Origin of the sequence: Pseudomonas sp. NFACC39-1 (assembly GCF_900110355.1) — a bacterium.
GTDB lineage: Bacteria > Pseudomonadota > Gammaproteobacteria > Pseudomonadales > Pseudomonadaceae > Aquipseudomonas > Aquipseudomonas tehranensis.
The window spans coordinates 123512-139755 of record NZ_FODL01000007.1 but is presented as its reverse complement, the minus strand read 5'-3'; the positions used below and the strand labels follow the sequence as shown (position 1 = coordinate 139755).

Sequence of the window (16244 nt, the reverse complement as noted above, 5' to 3'; positions counted from 1 at the left end):
ACAAGGGGGGCTATCTCATGCTCGCGCAACTTCCACCGGCCTTACAGAATCTGCATTTACCGCTTCGGCTGCGGCTCTGGGACGGCCATGAATTTACGCTGGGTGCCGATCCCAGCGTCACGATCGTGGTCAAGGACCCACAGATGGTCGCACAACTCACCCATCCCAGCCTTAATTCATTGGGAGCGGCGTTTGTAGAAGGCAAGCTGGAACTCGAAGGATCGATCCACGAAGTCATCCGCGTCTGCGATGAATGGAGCCAAGCCCTGCTGGCCGAAAACGTTGATTACCTGCCGGTACGCTCGGTTCATGACAAGGAAGCCGACGCCAAGGCGATTTCCTACCACTATGACCTTTCCAACGCCTTTTATCAGCTCTGGCTCGATAGCGACATGGCCTATTCCTGTGCTTACTTTGAGACCGGTAGCGAAACCCTTGAGCAGGCTCAACAAGCCAAATTCCGCCATTTGTGCCGCAAGCTGCGCCTGCAACCGGGAGATTACTTGCTGGATGTGGGCTGCGGCTGGGGCGGGTTGGCGCGTTACGCGGCGCGGGAGTTCGGCGCTAGGGTCTTTGGCATCACCCTGAGCAAGGCGCAACTGGCCCTGGCTCGGGAGCGGGTCACGGCTGACGGCCTGGATGGTCAGGTGGAGTTGCAGTTGCTCGACTACCGGGACCTGCCCCAGGACGGTCGCTTCGACAAAGTGGTGAGCGTCGGCATGTTCGAGCACGTTGGCCATGCCAATCTTCAGCAGTACTGCAAAACCCTTTTCGGCGCGGTTCGCGAGGGTGGCTTGGTGATGAACCATGGCATCACCGCCAAGCACACGGACGGTCGCCCGGTCGGACGTGGTGCGGGTGAATTCATTGAGAAGTATGTGTTCCCCAATGGCGAGCTGCCGCACCTGTCGATGATTTCCGCCCAGATCAGCGAAGCGGGGTTGGAGATTGTCGATGTGGAAAGCCTGCGCATGCATTACGCCCGCACGCTCGATCATTGGAGTGAGCGGCTGGAAGACAACCTCGCGGCCGCCGCCAAAGAAGTGCCAGAGCAAGCGCTGCGGATCTGGCGCCTTTATCTGGCCGGATGCGCCTACGCATTCGCCAAGGGCTGGATCAACCTGCACCAGATCCTGGCGGTGAAGACGCACGCCGATGGCAGCCATGAGTTGCCCTGGACTCGCGACGACATCTATACCCCTTGATCAGATGTGTGCCACTTAGAGTATCGGGGAAATAAGCCGGGCGATCCGCATGCCGATCTTCTGCAGGCGGTGGGTCTCCCGGCCTTCCTGTTTGTCTATTTCCAGTGCTTGGGCGAAGTCGTTCTCGAGCATCTGCTCGACCTGCGTAGCGAACGAGATATCCACGGTCAGAAGCATCACTTCGAAGTTCAGCCGGAACGAGCGATTGTCCAGGTTGGCGCTGCCGATGGCGCTGATTTCACGGTCAATCAGCACGACTTTCTGGTGCAGGAAGCCCGGCTCATAACGAAATACCCGCACGCCGGCCCGTACTGCTTCGAACGCGTATAGGCTCGACGCCGCGTAGACGACCTTATGGTCTGGGCGTGATGGCAGCAAGATGCGCACGTCTACCCCGCGCAATGCCGCCAGGCGCAACGCAGCGAATACCGCTTCATCAGGAATGAAGTACGGCGTGGTGATCCAGATACGCTCGCTAGCCGCATGGATCGCTTCGACAAAAAATAGTGAACAGGTTTCGTACGCGTCGGCCGGGCCGCTGGCCAGCAATTGGCAGAGCACGCCGTCATCCGGGTAGGCGTCCGGCAGGATGAGCGGTGGCAATGAGCGGGCCGCCCAGAACCAGTCTTCGGCAAACGACTCCTGCATGCTCGCCACGACGGGTCCGCGTACTTCGACGTGGGTATCGCGCCAGGGCGCCAAGGGCGGCTTTTCCCCCATGTACTCATCGCCCACGTTATGTCCGCCGACGAAGCCCAGGACGCCGTCCACCGCGACGATCTTGCGATGGTTGCGAAAATTGACCTGGAATCGGTTGAGCCAGCCGCTACGGGTGGCGAAAGCTTTGACATGGACACCGCCGTCGCGCAATGCCTGGACGTAGCGGTGGGGCAGGGAATGGCTGCCAATGCGGTCATAAAGGAGATACACCGCGACGCCTTCTGCGGCTTTCTTCAAGAGCAGCGTTTTCAGACGTTGGCCGAGGCGGTCGTCGTGGATGATGAAAAACTGAATGAGCACGGCTTCTCGGGCACCCTCAATGGCCTCGAAAATTGCCTCGAATGTGGCGAAGCCATTGATGAGCAGGCGCACCTGGTTGTTCGCCAGGCACGGCGTGCGCCCCAGCTTGGGCATCGCCCGTAATGAGGCGTAGGCTTGAGAGGCGCGGGCGGTGAGAGCTTCTTCGACCCATGGCCGCCAGTTCAGCTCGGAGACGGCTTTGCGCATTTCTTCGTTGGCTTGTCGGCGCGCCTTGATATAACCGTCGAACGTGCTCCGGCCGAAAACCAGATAGGGAATCAACGTCAAATAGGGGATAAATACCAACGACAGGGCCCAGGCGATGGAACCCTGAGCGGTCCGTACCGTCAGCACCGCGTGAACGGCGGCGATAGAACCCAAAGTGTGAAGCAATGCGATCAGGTAACCGAAAACATGCGGGCCGAAATAATCCATGGGGCAGCCTTGCTCCTGAAGTTTCAATGCTTAACAGACCATGTTCCACGGCGGATGTCGCTAATTAATTCACTCCTGTCGAGCCTGAACCGAAGCCTGTGGGAGACGTCTAACGGCCACCTGTCCTCTGGAGTGCTTGTGATGAAAGTTTGTCTGCTGGGTTTGGCCCTGACGGTTGGTTTGTCGGTTTCTGTGGTGGCTCAGGCGCAGATGCTTCAACCCGGTTTGTGGGAGCTGACTACAAGCAATATGAAGGTCGACAACCAGAATCTGCCAGATCTGCAACTGATTCTTGGCCAACTGCAAAACCAGATAACCCCAGAGCAACGGGCGATGCTGGAAAAGCAGGGCATCACCATGGGCGGAAAGGGCATTCGCGTATGCCTGACCCCGGAACAGGTCCAGACCAATGACATTCCGTTGCAAGACCCGCAATCGGGGTGCAAACAACAGATCACCGAGCGCACCGGCAATCAGTGGAAGTTTCGTTTCAGTTGTCCGAAAGCCCAAGGCAATGGGGTCGCGACATTCCAGAGTGATCGGGAATTCACTACGACGGTGAACGGCACGTTCAACGCCACCGGCATCCAGCAGAACGGCAGCCTGGATACCCGCGCCGTGTGGTTGGGGCAGGACTGCGGGACGGTCAAGCCGAGGGCTTGAGTCCCGCTCTGGCGTACATGACCTGGTTGATCTGTGGCAGCAAGGCGCATGCGCATCGCGAGCAAGCTCTGCTCCCACAGAAGTTCTTTCAAGAGCGCTTGCAAATCATGGCCGGCTCAACGCTTCGTACAACATATTCAGGTTGTACTCGAACAACCCGATGAAGGTACTGGCCGGTCCGCTGGCCGCCAGCGCATCGGAGTACAGCGTGCCGCCGATGTGCGCACCGCTTTCAGCCGCTATCTGCTTGAGCAGGCGCGCGTCTTTGATGTTCTCCATGAACACGGCTTTTACTTTCGCTTTGCGTATCTGGGTTATCAGCGCCGCGACATCGGCGGCCGAGGGCTCCCGTTCAGTGGACAGCCCCTGTGGCGCGATAAACTCGATGCCATAGGCCTGTCCCATATAGCCGAAGGCATCGTGGGACGTCACGATCCTGCGATTGCCCGGTGGCAAGGCGCCAAGCTTGGCCTTGGCATCGGCGAGCAGCGCGTAGATCTTTTTCAGATAAGCCTGGCTGTTACGTTCGTAGTCGGTCTTGTGGGCCGGGTCGGCGGTTTCCAGCGCCTTGGTGATGTTCCTGACATACAGTTCGGCGTTCGCCAGGTTATGCCAGGCATGCGGGTCGGGAACAGTCTCGCCGTCTTCATCCAGCGAACGAGGAATAACGCCGCGGCTGGCGCTGATCACTGGGGCGCTGGTTTCGGTGCTGGTGACCAGGCGATCCAGCCACGGTTCAAAACCCAGGCCATTCTTGATGATCAGTTTGGCCCTGAGCAACGCCTTGGCGTCGTCTGGCGTAGGTTCGTAGGTGTGTGCATCCGCGTCCGGCCCCACCAGGTTGGTGATCTGGATATGCGCGCCGCCGACCTCTTGGGTCATGTCGGCAAGGATGCTGAAGCTGGTCACCACTTGGAGCTTTTCGGCGGCAGACGTCGACAAGGACAGCATCAGACTGAACAGCACGAGCAGAACGCGCATCGGGAAACACCTCATTGGGATGTGAGTAAAGGCGGGCGACGCAGCAAACCGTGCACCGGACCGAACACTACGGACAGCAGATACAGCGCGCCCGCCACCAGTACGATGGCCGGCCCGCTGGGTAGCGAGAAGTGGAATGACAACAGCAGCCCGAGCCACACCGACAGACATCCAAACAGCGCCGCGACTCCCATCAGAACCGGCAAACGGCGGCCCCAGAATCGTGAAGCGGCAGCAGGCAACATCATCAGGCCGACCACCATCAGTGCGCCGATGGCCTGGAAGCCGATGACCAGGTTCAACACGACCAAGGTCAGAAACACGCCATGGGCCAGAGGGCCCAGACGGCTGACGGTTTGCAGGAAAAGAGGGTCCAGGGTGTCCAGCAACAGCGGTCGGTAAATCAGCGTCATCGCGAGCAGGCTGATCCCCGAAACCCAGAGCATGCCGGTAAGTGTCGGGCCATCTACCGCCAGCGCCGAGCCGAACAACAGGTGCAGCAAGTCCAGGCGTTTGCCGGCCATACCGAGAATCAACACACCGGCGGCCAGGGAAATGGGATAAATCGCCGCAAGGCTGGCGTCTTCCCGCAGACCGGTGCGACGGGTAATCCAGGCCGCCAGCCCGGCCATGCTCAAGCCTGCGCCGAGTCCACCCAGCGTCAGGGCTGGCAGGCTCAGCCCAGCGAACCAGAAACCCAGTGCTGCTCCGGGCAAGATGCCGTGAGCGACGGCATCGCCTATCAAGCTCATGCGTCGCAGAATCAAAAACACGCCAAGCGGTGCCGTGCTACACGCCAATACCAGGCCGCCCAGCAGTGCCCGGCGCATGAAGACAAATTCCTGAAAGGGTTGCCAGAGGTGGGTGGCCGCGAGCATCAGGCCACCTGCGTGAAGGGTTGTTGGGTAATCAAATCGACACTGCGGCCCAGCGTGCAGCCGGCTTGGCTGACCCGTAATGTATGCGGAATATGTTGGCGCACCGCGGCGAGATCATGACACACCACCACCAGGGTACGGCCTTCGGCATGCCAGCCGTGAATGTGCTTCCACAATAGCGCCTGGCCTTGTTCGTCGAGGGCGGCGTGGGGTTCGTCGAGCAACAGCAGAGGCGCTTCGGCCAGACTCAAACGGGCGAGAAGGGCGCGTTGCAGCTCGCCTCCCGACAACGCCATCAACGAGCGATGCTCCAGGCCATCCAACGCCCAGTCTTGCAGTACGGCTTTCAATCGATGGCGGCGCATCGCCGGCGTGTGTCTGCTACCCCAGGATCCCGCCGCCACCAGCTCTTGCAAGTTGATTGGAAATTGCCGGTCCAGATGTTGCTGTTGCGCCAGAAACGAGACGCTGCCGCGACGTGGAACATCCAGTTCGACTTTGCCGGATAGAGGTTTTTGCAGGCCCGCCAGCACTTTCAGCAGGCTGCTTTTGCCCGCACCGTTGGCACCGACGATGGCCGTCAGGCTCCCCGCCGGCCGTTCTATGTTCAGCGGCGGTGTGAGGGGGTGGCCCGGGGCGCCCCAGCGCAATGACTGGCAACGAATCACAGAGCCTCCCTGACCCAACGACTTTGTGCCACAGCGTCATGGGCATGCAGACTTTCGGCGTGCACCACTCGCACATTGAGGCTGGCGATATCGGGGGATCGCCGCAAGGCCATGCTCAGCCGCCGCGCGGCGTCTTCACAGAACATCAAGTTTTGACCGTTAGCGAGCGCGAAGGCTTGCTCATCGGCCCGTTTCACTGCGGTTTGTACAGCCGTGCCGAGGGCCGCTTCAGCTTCGTTAATGATGGACAGCAGCGGCAGCTCGTCGACGCCCGGGTTCAGCCGCAGATTCAAGGTGGCCGTGCTGCGCTGACTGTGCGGCGTGGCGACGATGCCCTTTGATGAGCCAAGCCAAGCCAGGACGCTGGCGTGCTCGAGTGCCTTATTGGCAAAGTCGTCTACAAATTGCTGCTGGATTAACTGACGAGCGAGCGCGGCCGAGCAAGGGCAGGTGGACGAATAGGCAATCTGAATGTTCAGTTCCACGTGGAACACATCATTCTTCAGGTGGGCTTCGATGTTGATCGGATAGCGCTTCCAGCCAGCCAGTGGGCTGACGAGCGCTGGGCGCTTGAACAGTAGACCGGTGCGAACGCTCAGCGAGGCGGCGGCGGATAGGCCTGTGTGACTGTCGAGGAATTGCTGGAGGATTTGGCGTAACAGCATGGGAGACAGCGCCGCGTCTTCGAGCAGCTCGAGCGCCAGATACAAGCGTGACATATGGATGCCACGGGCTTCACCGTCGTCAAGGCTGACACCGGCATCAGCGATCGCGTTGAGACGTTGACCGTCGATCAATACGGGTACCGCGATGCCGCACATGCCTACCCAATCGAGGGGCAGGGACTGGCGCGAAGCCTGCGCAGCAACGTCCGGCAGAGTTAACGCATTCATATTCAAGGTCCGTCATAGGCACACAATAGATGTTATACTATAACAATGTGCACGACGAACACTATTCATGAACGCAGTTTCATTTTACTCAGGGGGGGATGGCTCACGAACCGTTCCACGTGAAACATCAGCGGGGTGCGTCCTGACACCCGCTTATGCGTCCACATAGGAATTTCCCAGTGCTTCCACCCGAGCTCGAGAAACGATTGATTGTCGTCCAGCCTACGCGCCGGCTGTATCCCACCCAGCTCTCTCCGTCAGAAGCTATTCCGGTAAAGAACGTCAGTTGGCCGTAACGGCTAGTGGTTTGGGCCCAATAGCGCCGGCCAATCACTTCAAACCCACGCAGATAAAGGGTGTTTCCAGCCGTCATGACGCTGTAGGCATTGCCTTGGCCATCCACACAGGCCAGTAAATTCGCGCTGCGAGTGCAGTTTGCCAACACAGGACTTTGGGCTGAGGCATCCAGCGCCAACAGCAGCATCGGGCTTGCGAATACAAATTTTAGAAAATTGCGCATGTTTTTACTTCAGACCGGTTGAACAGCGATGCTGGTTAAATGTTGTTGTTATACTATAACATTAAAAAGGCTTAGACCTTGAACCGAACCCAAGCCTGAAGAAAAGAGCCGCGACCTGCGTTCAACCGCGTCAGCGCCGCCCGCCCGATGAGGATATACCTGTGCCCAATCGTCTTCCCGTCACCGTGCTGTCCGGATTTCTCGGCGCCGGTAAAAGCACACTGCTCAATTACGTCCTGCGCAATCGCGACAACCTGCGTGTCGCTGTGATCGTCAACGATATGAGCGAGATCAACATCGATGGCAGCGAAGTCCAGCGAGATGTCACCCTAAGCCGGTCTGAAGAGAAACTGGTGGAGATGAGTAACGGCTGCATTTGCTGCACGTTGCGTGAAGACCTGCTGGAAGAAGTCGGCCAGCTCGCCAGGGAAGGCCGCTTCGACTATCTGCTGATCGAGTCCACGGGGATTTCCGAACCCTTGCCGGTGGCGGAAACCTTTACTTTTCGTGATGAACAGGGCCGCAGCCTGGCCGATGTGGCACGGCTCGACACGATGGTGACGGTGGTCGATGGCGTAAATTTCCTGCTGGATTTCCACGCTGCCGAAAGCCTCGCTTCACGAGGCGAAACCCTGGGGGAGGAGGATGAGCGTTCCATTACTGATCTGTTGATTGAGCAGATCGAGTTCGCCGATGTGATTCTGATCAGCAAAATCGACTTGATCGGCCGTCACGAACGGGAGGAGTTGATCGCGATTCTGGAACGGCTCAACGCCCAGGCGCAGATCATTCCCATGGTCATGGGCCAAGTACCGCTGGAAAAGATCCTCGACACAGGCCTTTTCGACTTCGAGCGCGCGGCTCAAGCACCGGGCTGGCTACAGGAACTGCGCGGTGAGCACGTGCCCGAAACCGAAGAATACGGTATCGCTTCGGCAGCTTACCGGGCGCGCCGGCCATTTCATCCCCAGCGTTTTTTCAGCTTTATCGACCGTTCGTGGACCAATGGCAAGCTCCTGCGCTCCAAGGGCTTCTTCTGGTTGGCCAGCAAACATGAAGAAGCGGGCAGTTGGTCCCAGGCCGGCGGCTTGATGCGACATGGATTCGCCGGGCGCTGGTGGCGGTTTGTACCGAAAAGCCAATGGCCGCAAGATGGGGAAAGTACCGCAGCCATCCTGAAAAACTGGCTTCCCGCCACCGGTGATTGCCGGCAGGAGCTGGTATTCATCGGCCAGAATATCGACTTCACGCAACTGACTGCCGAGCTGGACGCTTGCCTGCTCAGTGACGCGGAAATGGCCCTGGGTGTCGACAGTTGGCGTTTGCTGCCGGACCCGTTCGGCCCCTGGCATGACGAGGCCGCAGCGTGATGCTGGCGCCCAGTGCGAAGCGGGAAGTGCAGGTACGCCAGGTTCAGGGTGACACTCCGCGGATCCTGACGCAAATTCTGGACGACGATGCCAACCTGGCGGTCTGGCAACGTCAACTGCCGGTGCACATCAGCGATTTTGCGGCCATGGTGCTTTCCATAGGTCAGCCTTTGGCCGAATCGCGGGTGCTCGACCTGCCGCAGGAGGACGCGCAACCGGCACTGGATGGTCTCGCCGCAGGCTTTGGCGATCTGCAGGGCTATGAAGGCTTCATCAGCGATGTCTCCTGGCTGGTCAGTGCGTTTACCTGCCTGCTGGGCGCCAGACGTGTCGGCCTGCGCCTGCGAACGCTGGACAAGGCCATGTGCCCGCGTTTTCACGTCGACCATGTGCCGGTGCGGCTGATCACCACGTACGCCGGCGTGGGTAGCCAGTGGCTAAAGGAGGGTGTGATGGATCGTCGATGTCTGGGGCAGCCTGAAGCTGAACCGGGTGACCCGCATGCGGTTCAGCAGCTTGCCTGTGGCGATGTGGCGCTGCTCAAAGGCGAGAAGTGGCATGGAAACGAGGGCATGGGCCTGATCCATCGCTCGCCGCAGCTGGCGCCGGGGGAGCGTCGATTGATCCTTACTCTGGACTGGCTCGCTTAAGGTTTGAGCCAGTTGCCCTGACTTTGTCCTTCACAAAACGGCTGCAGATAGGCCGCATCGCTGGCCACGCCGTAATAGTGAATATCCTGGCGGTAGGGCATATTGGCGACCTGGGCATTGCTGCAGATGCCAAACGCGCCGCCAGGGCATTGATCGACGTACTGCACCTCGACTTTTTGTCCGGCAAGGTTTGGCTGGCAGAAGCCGTCGGCGAACAGTTTCTGTGGAATATTGCGGTTCTGCTGGCAGACTTTCACATCGAGCCGTTCTGCCTGGCTATGCACGACACAAGCCTGGGCCAGCGCCTGGCTCGACGTCAGCGCCAATAAAAAACAGCCGATCAACCGCATGTTCACCTCCATCGAAAGCCGCCGATTATGTTGCAGAACATTCCCACCCACGTCATCGCAGGCCCTTTGGGTGCTGGCAAGACCAGCCTGATCAAGCAATTGCTGGCGCAGCGCCCGGCGAATGAGCGCTGGGCGGTGCTGATCAACGAGTTTGGTCAAATCGGCCTGGACGCGGCGTTGCTGACCCAGACTGCCGATGGTATCGCACTGGGCGAAGTGGCCGGGGGCTGTTTGTGTTGCGTCAACGGCGCGCCATTTCAGATCGGCCTCGCTCGTTTACTGCGCAAGGCGCGCCCGGATCGACTGTTTATCGAGCCCTCCGGCCTGGGCCATCCGGCGCAGTTGATGCGGCAACTGAACGAAAGGCCATGGCTCGGCGTGCTGGCGGTTCAGCCTTGCGTGTTGGTGCTTGATGCCCGAGCGATGGCGGATGGCACGCCGTTGCCCGACGCCCAACGGCAAACTCTGGCCGATGCAGGGTTGGTGGTGCTGAACAAATCCGAGCACCTGAGCGAAACCGAACGCCTGGGCATCACTGCGCAACTGCCGGAGATTGCCTTGTATTGGACTCGACAGGCTGTGATGCCGATCGATCGACTGCCAGGTCTTGCAGCTCGGGGAAGTGGGGCTGTGGATGACGTGAGTCTGCCCAAGGAGGTGGGACAGATGCCGGCCGTCTGGACCGACCCGACATCGCCCATCTGCCTGTATCAGCAACAGGAAGGCGGCTGGAGTATTGGCTGGCGTTGGCATCCGAGTCAGCGACTGGACACGGCGACGCTGACGCGCTGGCTGCAAGGTCGCGGCTGGAAACGGGCGAAGATGGTTATCCACAGCGCCGATGGCTGGGTTTCAGCCAATGCGCTGGAGGGCGCGACGCTGCGGTGGCAGGCGAGCGAGTGGCGCCAGGACTCACGAATCGAATTGATTTTTGATGGACCTCAAGACGTGGCGGCGCTGCAAGCCGGTCTGGCGAACTGTCGGTGCCCGTGAGTCAGCCTTGCTTCAAGGCTTCCACTTGTTGTGTTCCTGGCGCCACTGACTCAACTCGATGACTTCGGCCCTGGGTCTGGTCTGGACCGGTTCGATCGGTGTCGGCGCTGACTCTTCGAACGGCATTGGGTAGGGCGCCAGCTCGATTTGCGCGCTGTGGGCCCCGAACTGGGTAATAGTGCCCGAATGGCGCGATTCACCCGTGACGGTGAATTCGAAGTTATAGATGCGGGCCAGGCGCCGGCGTCCGCTGGCGTCTTTGACGAACCCAATCTTTTTCAGCGCCACGTTGCCGTCCAGCAGCTCGATCTTGAGGTTGGCGCAATGTTGCATGACCCTCGCCAACGCTCGTTCGCGCAAACCATGGTTGTGCCACAGCCAGGCGCCGGCGGTAGCCAGCAGCATCAGCACGAAAATATTTCCAAGGGTCAGCATGAACGAAGTGCTCCTACAAGTTGCTGTCAGCTTAACTGTGTCCCCGGTCTGTCGTACAGGCTGCGTTTAGTCGCATACTGCGCGGCTTGAATTTCATTCGTTTTACGGAAACATCCCGCATGAAACGTACCCCTCATCTGCTTGCCATCCAGTCTCACGTGGTCTTCGGCCACGCCGGTAACAGCGCTTCAGTCTTTCCTATGCAGCGGGTTGGGGTGAATGTCTGGCCGCTCAACACCGTGCAATTTTCCAATCACACTCAGTACGGACAGTGGACCGGCGACGTGCTTGCCTCTGATCAGATACCGGCATTGGTAGAGGGGATCGCGGCGATCGGCGAGCTAGGCAATTGTGACGCGGTGTTGTCCGGTTACCTGGGCAGCGCCGCCCAAGGACAGGCGATTCTGGCGGGCGTGACGCGAATCAAGGCGTGCAATCCCAAGGTAATTTATTTGTGTGATCCGGTCATGGGGCATCCGGAGAAGGGTTGCATCGTGGCGCCCGAGGTGAGCGATTTTCTTCTGGAGCAAGCTGCCAGTGTGGCGGACATCATGTGCCCGAACCAGCTGGAGCTGGACAGCTTTTCGGGACGCAAGGCGCAGTCGCTGCTGGACTGCGTGGCTATGGCTCGCGTGCTCCTGGCCCGCGGACCCAAAGCGATACTCGTCAAACATCTGGCCTATCCGGGTAAGCCCGAGGACAGCTTCGAAATGTTGCTCGTGACCGCTGATGGAAGCTGGCATCTGCGCCGTCCTTTGTTGGCTTTCCCTCGCCAGCCGGTGGGGGTGGGTGACTTGACCTCGGGACTGTTCCTGGCGCGGGTGTTGCTGGGTGACAGCCTGGTGGCGGCGCTTGAATTTACGGCCGCAGCCGTGCACGAAGTCCTGCTGGAAACCCAGGCGTGCGCCAGTTACGAGTTGGAACTGGTACGCGCCCAGGACCGGATCACCCATCCGAGGGTAAGGTTCGAAGCTGTACCAATCAGCCTCTGATCAACGCCAATCCCTGTGGGCGCGAGCCGGGCGGATCTGTTAAGGCCCGTCGGCCTTGATTTCCTGATACCGCCTCTCCAGCTCCTGGCGAATCTGCCGACGCTGCTGGGCTTGTTCGTAACGGCGTTTTTCTTCGCTGTTCTGCGGTTGCAATGGCGGGACAGCGGCGGGTTTGCGCTGGTCGTCCACCGCGACCATGGTGAAGAAGCAGCTGTTGGTGTGGCGCACCGAGCGTTCACGAATGTTTTCGGTCACGACTTTGATGCCCACTTCCATCGAGGTGTTCCCGGTGTAATTCACCGACGCCAGAAACGTCACCAGTTCGCCGACATGAATCGGCTCGCGGAAAATCACCTGGTCAACCGACAGTGTCACTACATAGCGCCCGGCGTAGCGGCTGGCGCAGGCGTAGGCGACTTCGTCGAGGTACTTGAGCAGGGTGCCGCCATGGACATTGCCAGAGAAGTTGGCCATATCGGGGGTCATCAGCACCGTCATCGACAGCTGGGCATTTCCGGGTTCCATAACGTACTCACGGTTCAAGGCAGCAATTTCGGGAGTGCACCTCTGCGGGTGCTGGAAGGTTTTCAAACTACCAGTATCGGGACGCTGCGCCTGTGGCAGCCGTCACGCCCCGGTGGATCTGTTTCCATATATTGCACTGTCTTTTTGTCGGAAGTCGCGGTGGTACCCTTCAAAAGCCCCTTGCGAGGGTATTTCCTACAATGGAAACGGGCTTATCCAGCTCTGTGATAGGTCATTTGAACAGGGAGCCCCACCATGCATGCCATCAGTTTTATTCAAGACCTGGCGATCATCATGATGGCAGCGGGGCTGGTCACCGTACTCTTTCATCGTTTCAAACAACCGGTGGTGCTGGGTTACATCGTTGCTGGCTTCATCATTGGTCCGCATACCCCGCCTTTCGGTTTTATCCACGACGAAGAGACGATCAAGACCTTGGCCGAGTTGGGAGTCATCTTCCTCATGTTTTATCTGGGCCTGGAGTTCAGCCTGCGCAAGCTGTTCAAGGTGGGTGCCACGGCGTTCATCGCGGCGTTCCTCGAAATTGTGTTGATGATCTGGATCGGCTACGAAATCGGCCGCTGGTTCGAATGGAACACCATGGACTCGTTGTTCCTCGGGGCAATCCTGGCCATCTCTTCGACCACCATCATCGTCAAAGCCCTCAATGACCTGAAGATGAAGAACGAGCGCTTTGCGCAGTTGATCTTCGGGGTCCTGATCGTCGAAGACATCCTGGGCATCGGCATTATCGCCTTGCTGTCGAGCATCGCTGTCAGCGGGACGGTCAGCTCCGGCGAAGTGTTCTCCACGGTCGGCAAATTGTCGTTATTCATGATCGTCGCCCTGGTGATCGGCATTTTGCTGGTGCCCAGGCTGCTGGCTTACGTGGCGAAGTTCGACAGCGACGAGATGTTGCTGATCACCGTGCTGGGCCTGTGTTTCGGCTTTTGCCTACTGGTGGTAAAGCTGGAATACAGCATGGTGCTGGGAGCGTTTCTGATCGGCGCGATCATGGCCGAGTCGCGGCAGTTGCTGAAAATCGAGCGACTGGTGGAGCCGGTGCGCGACCTGTTCAGCGCGATTTTCTTCGTCGCCATCGGGCTGATGCTCGATCCGGTCATATTGCTCCAATACGCTTGGCCGATTGCCGTAATCACTGGCGCAGTGGTGTTGGGCAAGGTGCTGTCCTGCGGCCTCGGTGCTTTTATTGCCGGCAACGACGGGCGGACCTCGCTGCGAGTCGGGATGGGCCTTTCGCAGATCGGCGAATTTTCCTTCATCATCGCATCGCTGGGGATGACCTTGCAGGTCACCAGCGATTTCCTTTATCCGGTAGCGGTCGCGGTTTCGGTCCTGACCACTCTGCTGACGCCTTACCTGATCCGGGCCGCCGACCCTTTATCGGTCAGGCTGGCTGCCGTTATGCCACAACGGCTGTCGAGGGTACTGGGAATGTATGGCGAGTGGCTTCGCAGCATTCAACCGCAAGGGGAGGGCGCGCTGTTAGCCGCCATGATCCGGCGGATTTTGCTGCAGGTGGGCATCAACCTGGCGCTGGTCATCGCGATTTTTATCGCCGGTGGCTACTTTGCCGAACAAATGTCGGCCTATCTGCAAGCCTGGATCAGCGACCCGAGTTGGCAGAAAGCGCTGATCTGGGGCGGGGCGTTGTTGTTGTCGCTGCCGTTTTTGATTGCCGCGTATCGCAAGCTCAAGGCGTTGTCGATGCTGCTGGCGGAAATGGGCGTGAAGCCGGAGATGGCCGGCCGTCACACCCAGCGCGTGCGGCGAGTGATCGCAGAAGTGATCCCGATCCTCTCGCTGCTGATGATTTTCCTGCTCTTGGCAGCCTTGTCGGCCAGTATTCTACCGACCAACAAGTTGCTGGTACTGATCGCGGTGGTGGCCACGGCCGTGGCGGCATTGCTCTGGCGCTGGTTCGTCCGCCTGCATACGCGGATGCAGGTGGCCTTGCTGGAGACCCTGGACAATCACAAGGAATCGTCCGGGCATTGACCGACGGCGGGCGTGCGGCGGATCAGCTTTCCAGCCAGACGTCCCGGGCCCAGTGCCAGACGGATTCCCAGGTTTCTTCGGCAATCAGCTCTTCTTCGGCCTGCCACAGCACCACGGTCCCGTCTTCTTCGACGCAGTAATAGTCGTCGCCGTCCTGGCAGATCGGGATCAGGCTACGGTCGACACCGGCATCCCAGGCATTGGCGGCCACATCTGGCAGATAGGTATGGGACTGTGGGTCGGTGACGGTCACCGGTTCCAGGCTGCCGTAGACAACATCGCTGACCGTCAGCAAAAATTCTCTGAATACGAACGGAATATCGATGAACAGCTGCTCTTCGATCTCCACCAGCAAGTCTTCGTCAGGCAACTCCAGTGGAACCGGTACGGGTTCGTTGGCTTCACGCAATTGTTCGATGATTTCTTCCACGTCCGGGATCCTCTTTCTCGATGGCGCGGTTTATATGGAGCGGTTTATACAGTAGCTCGCTATAGATGCAACCGTGAAATAGAAAACCCCGGCCTGAGCCGGGGTTCTTTTATTTCAACATGCAAAACGCGCAGAGGTTCAACCGTTCTGGCGAATACCGGCCACCAGCCAAGGCTGGTCATCGCCCAGGGCACGTTCCATGTTCCAGCTTTCGCTGAACGCTTCGCCCTTGTCGAAGCGCGAGTCCTTCGACACACCGCTGAAGGTCAGGGTGGCGATGGTCTTGTCGGCGCGATCATCAACACCGTCCAGCTGTACTTGCAGATTGTCGATGTAGGTCGACTGGAAGCCATCGCCCAGTTCGGCTCGCTCGCGCTTGAGGAATTCCAGCAGTTGCGGGGTCACGAACTCAGAGATCTTGTCCATTTCGTTCGCATCCCAGTGTTGCTGCAGGGACATGAAATGGTTACGCGCAGCTTCGATGAAGCGCTCTTCGTTGAACCAGGCTGGCGCGTTGATCACCGGACGAGCAGCCACGGGTGCTGCCGAACCACCGAAGATCGAACCACTGGCCGGTTGCTGGTTGAACACCTCACGTTGCATCGGCGCATGACCGGCCGGAGCCAGTTGCTCCTGCTGCTTGCGACGACGTGCGGCAATGAAGCGGAAGACCAGGAAGGCGATGACCGCCATGATCAGGATGTCGAAGATCTGCATGCCCTGGAAGCCGTCGCCCATGAACATGGAGGCGAGCAGGCCACCGGCGGCGATGCCGGCCAGGGGGCCGAGCCAGCGCGAAGCACCGCTGGCCTTGGTGGCGGCGCCAGCCGCACCGGCCGCGCCCGCAGTAGCCGCGGTAGAGCCGGCCGCAGAGGACGGCGCCATCTGGCTGGTCTGGTGGGTCGGGGCAGCGCCCGAGCTTTTACCACCGCCAAAGCGCTTGGCGGCATTGGCGTCGATGGCCATCGTCAGGCCGATGCACAACGCCATGGCGATGCTAAGAAAACGTTTCATATAAGGGCATTCCCATTTGTGGATAGCACGCGCGCCATGTTGCACAGGTGAACTGTTGCTGGCTAGCGGCAGAGTGTTTCGGGCTTTTGCGTGACAGGTGAGGTTCCGCTTCAGTCGCGCAAGAGGGTCTGTTCGCTTTGGGCTGTAGGAAAAGGAAATAAGTTCGGTCGGAAGCTAATGTGGGAGGGGGAGAGATACCTGTG

The 16244-nt window shown here is 59.3% G+C and carries 18 protein-coding genes; 7 read left to right on the top strand and 11 right to left on the bottom strand.

Going from position 1 to position 16244, the window contains the following annotated elements:
* Positions 1-17 precede the first annotated feature (17 nt).
* Entirely contained in the window at positions 18-1205 is a 1188-nt protein-coding gene (cfaB, locus tag BMY45_RS16965; protein WP_092399559.1) for a C17 cyclopropane fatty acid synthase CfaB, read from the top strand.
* Between the two features lie 15 nt (positions 1206-1220).
* Here cfaB and cls read toward each other — a convergent pair whose 3' ends face one another.
* Complete coding sequence (cls, locus tag BMY45_RS16960; protein ID WP_092399557.1) at positions 1221-2660, bottom strand: cardiolipin synthase; 1440 nt, start codon at positions 2658-2660, stop codon at positions 1221-1223.
* A gap of 141 nt (positions 2661-2801) precedes the next feature.
* On the opposite strand from cls, the gene BMY45_RS16955 reads away from it, so the two are divergent.
* The gene (locus tag BMY45_RS16955) at positions 2802-3323 is read left to right on the top strand and encodes a DUF3617 domain-containing protein (protein WP_092399555.1); all 522 of its coding nucleotides are present in this window, start codon (positions 2802-2804) and stop codon (positions 3321-3323) included.
* Between the two features lie 105 nt (positions 3324-3428).
* On the opposite strand, the gene BMY45_RS16950 is transcribed toward BMY45_RS16955, so the two are convergent.
* From BMY45_RS16950 to BMY45_RS28440, 5 genes are all read right to left on the bottom strand, one after another.
* The gene (locus BMY45_RS16950; protein WP_092399553.1) at positions 3429-4304 is read right to left on the bottom strand and encodes a metal ABC transporter substrate-binding protein; all 876 of its coding nucleotides are present in this window, start codon (positions 4302-4304) and stop codon (positions 3429-3431) included.
* A gap of 11 nt (positions 4305-4315) precedes the next feature.
* The gene (locus BMY45_RS16945; RefSeq protein WP_092399551.1) at positions 4316-5182 is read right to left on the bottom strand and encodes a metal ABC transporter permease; all 867 of its coding nucleotides are present in this window, start codon (positions 5180-5182) and stop codon (positions 4316-4318) included.
* On the bottom strand, positions 5182-5850 hold the full coding sequence (locus BMY45_RS16940) for a metal ABC transporter ATP-binding protein (RefSeq protein ID WP_092399549.1): 669 nt from the start codon (positions 5848-5850) through the stop codon (positions 5182-5184). Before BMY45_RS16940 ends, BMY45_RS16945 begins: the two co-directional genes overlap by 1 nt.
* Positions 5847-6743: a GTP cyclohydrolase FolE2 gene (folE2, locus tag BMY45_RS16935; RefSeq protein WP_092399547.1), complete on the bottom strand. Its 897-nt coding sequence runs from the start codon at positions 6741-6743 to the stop codon at positions 5847-5849. The genes BMY45_RS16940 and folE2 overlap by 4 nt, the downstream gene beginning before the upstream one ends.
* 127 nt (positions 6744-6870) lie before the next feature.
* The gene (locus BMY45_RS28440) at positions 6871-7263 is read right to left on the bottom strand and encodes a glutamine synthetase (protein ID WP_092399545.1); all 393 of its coding nucleotides are present in this window, start codon (positions 7261-7263) and stop codon (positions 6871-6873) included.
* 161 nt (positions 7264-7424) lie between these two features.
* Between BMY45_RS28440 and zigA the strand changes: the two genes are divergently transcribed.
* Together zigA and BMY45_RS16920 are read left to right on the top strand one after the other, a co-directional pair.
* The gene (zigA, locus tag BMY45_RS16925) at positions 7425-8633 is read left to right on the top strand and encodes a zinc metallochaperone GTPase ZigA (protein ID WP_092399543.1); all 1209 of its coding nucleotides are present in this window, start codon (positions 7425-7427) and stop codon (positions 8631-8633) included.
* A complete protein-coding gene (locus tag BMY45_RS16920; RefSeq protein WP_092399541.1) occupies positions 8633-9283 on the top strand; it encodes a DUF1826 domain-containing protein in 651 nt (216 codons plus the stop codon). Before zigA ends, BMY45_RS16920 begins: the two co-directional genes overlap by 1 nt.
* Here the strand turns inward: BMY45_RS16920 and BMY45_RS16915 are convergent.
* Positions 9280-9633 (bottom strand): NADH:ubiquinone oxidoreductase, encoded by a 354-nt coding sequence (locus BMY45_RS16915; RefSeq protein WP_092399539.1) that lies wholly within the window; start codon positions 9631-9633, stop codon positions 9280-9282. The genes BMY45_RS16920 and BMY45_RS16915 overlap by 4 nt on opposite strands.
* A gap of 27 nt (positions 9634-9660) precedes the next feature.
* On the opposite strand from BMY45_RS16915, the gene BMY45_RS16910 reads away from it, so the two are divergent.
* Positions 9661-10626, top strand: a complete 966-nt coding sequence (locus BMY45_RS16910) for a CobW family GTP-binding protein (protein WP_092399537.1) — start codon at positions 9661-9663, stop codon at positions 10624-10626.
* A 12-nt stretch (positions 10627-10638) separates the two neighbouring features.
* Here BMY45_RS16910 and BMY45_RS16905 read toward each other — a convergent pair whose 3' ends face one another.
* Positions 10639-11061, bottom strand: coding sequence for a DUF3301 domain-containing protein (locus BMY45_RS16905; protein WP_047226690.1), 423 nt, complete (start codon positions 11059-11061; stop codon positions 10639-10641).
* 119 nt (positions 11062-11180) lie between these two features.
* Between BMY45_RS16905 and pdxY the strand changes: the two genes are divergently transcribed.
* On the top strand, positions 11181-12053 hold the full coding sequence (pdxY, locus tag BMY45_RS16900) for a pyridoxal kinase PdxY (protein ID WP_092399535.1): 873 nt from the start codon (positions 11181-11183) through the stop codon (positions 12051-12053).
* Between the two features lie 39 nt (positions 12054-12092).
* On the opposite strand, the gene BMY45_RS16895 is transcribed toward pdxY, so the two are convergent.
* The gene (locus BMY45_RS16895; protein WP_047226692.1) at positions 12093-12578 is read right to left on the bottom strand and encodes an acyl-CoA thioesterase; all 486 of its coding nucleotides are present in this window, start codon (positions 12576-12578) and stop codon (positions 12093-12095) included.
* A gap of 255 nt (positions 12579-12833) precedes the next feature.
* On the opposite strand from BMY45_RS16895, the gene BMY45_RS16890 reads away from it, so the two are divergent.
* Positions 12834-14597: a cation:proton antiporter gene (locus BMY45_RS16890; protein ID WP_092399533.1), complete on the top strand. Its 1764-nt coding sequence runs from the start codon at positions 12834-12836 to the stop codon at positions 14595-14597.
* A gap of 22 nt (positions 14598-14619) precedes the next feature.
* On the opposite strand, the gene BMY45_RS16885 is transcribed toward BMY45_RS16890, so the two are convergent.
* On the bottom strand, positions 14620-15027 hold the full coding sequence (locus BMY45_RS16885) for an SMI1/KNR4 family protein (protein WP_003187120.1): 408 nt from the start codon (positions 15025-15027) through the stop codon (positions 14620-14622).
* 138 nt (positions 15028-15165) lie between these two features.
* Positions 15166-16041 carry a Tim44 domain-containing protein gene (locus tag BMY45_RS16880; RefSeq protein ID WP_092399531.1) on the bottom strand — a complete coding sequence of 292 codons (876 nt, stop codon included), beginning with the start codon at positions 16039-16041 and terminating at the stop codon, positions 15166-15168.
* Positions 16042-16244 lie beyond the last annotated feature (203 nt).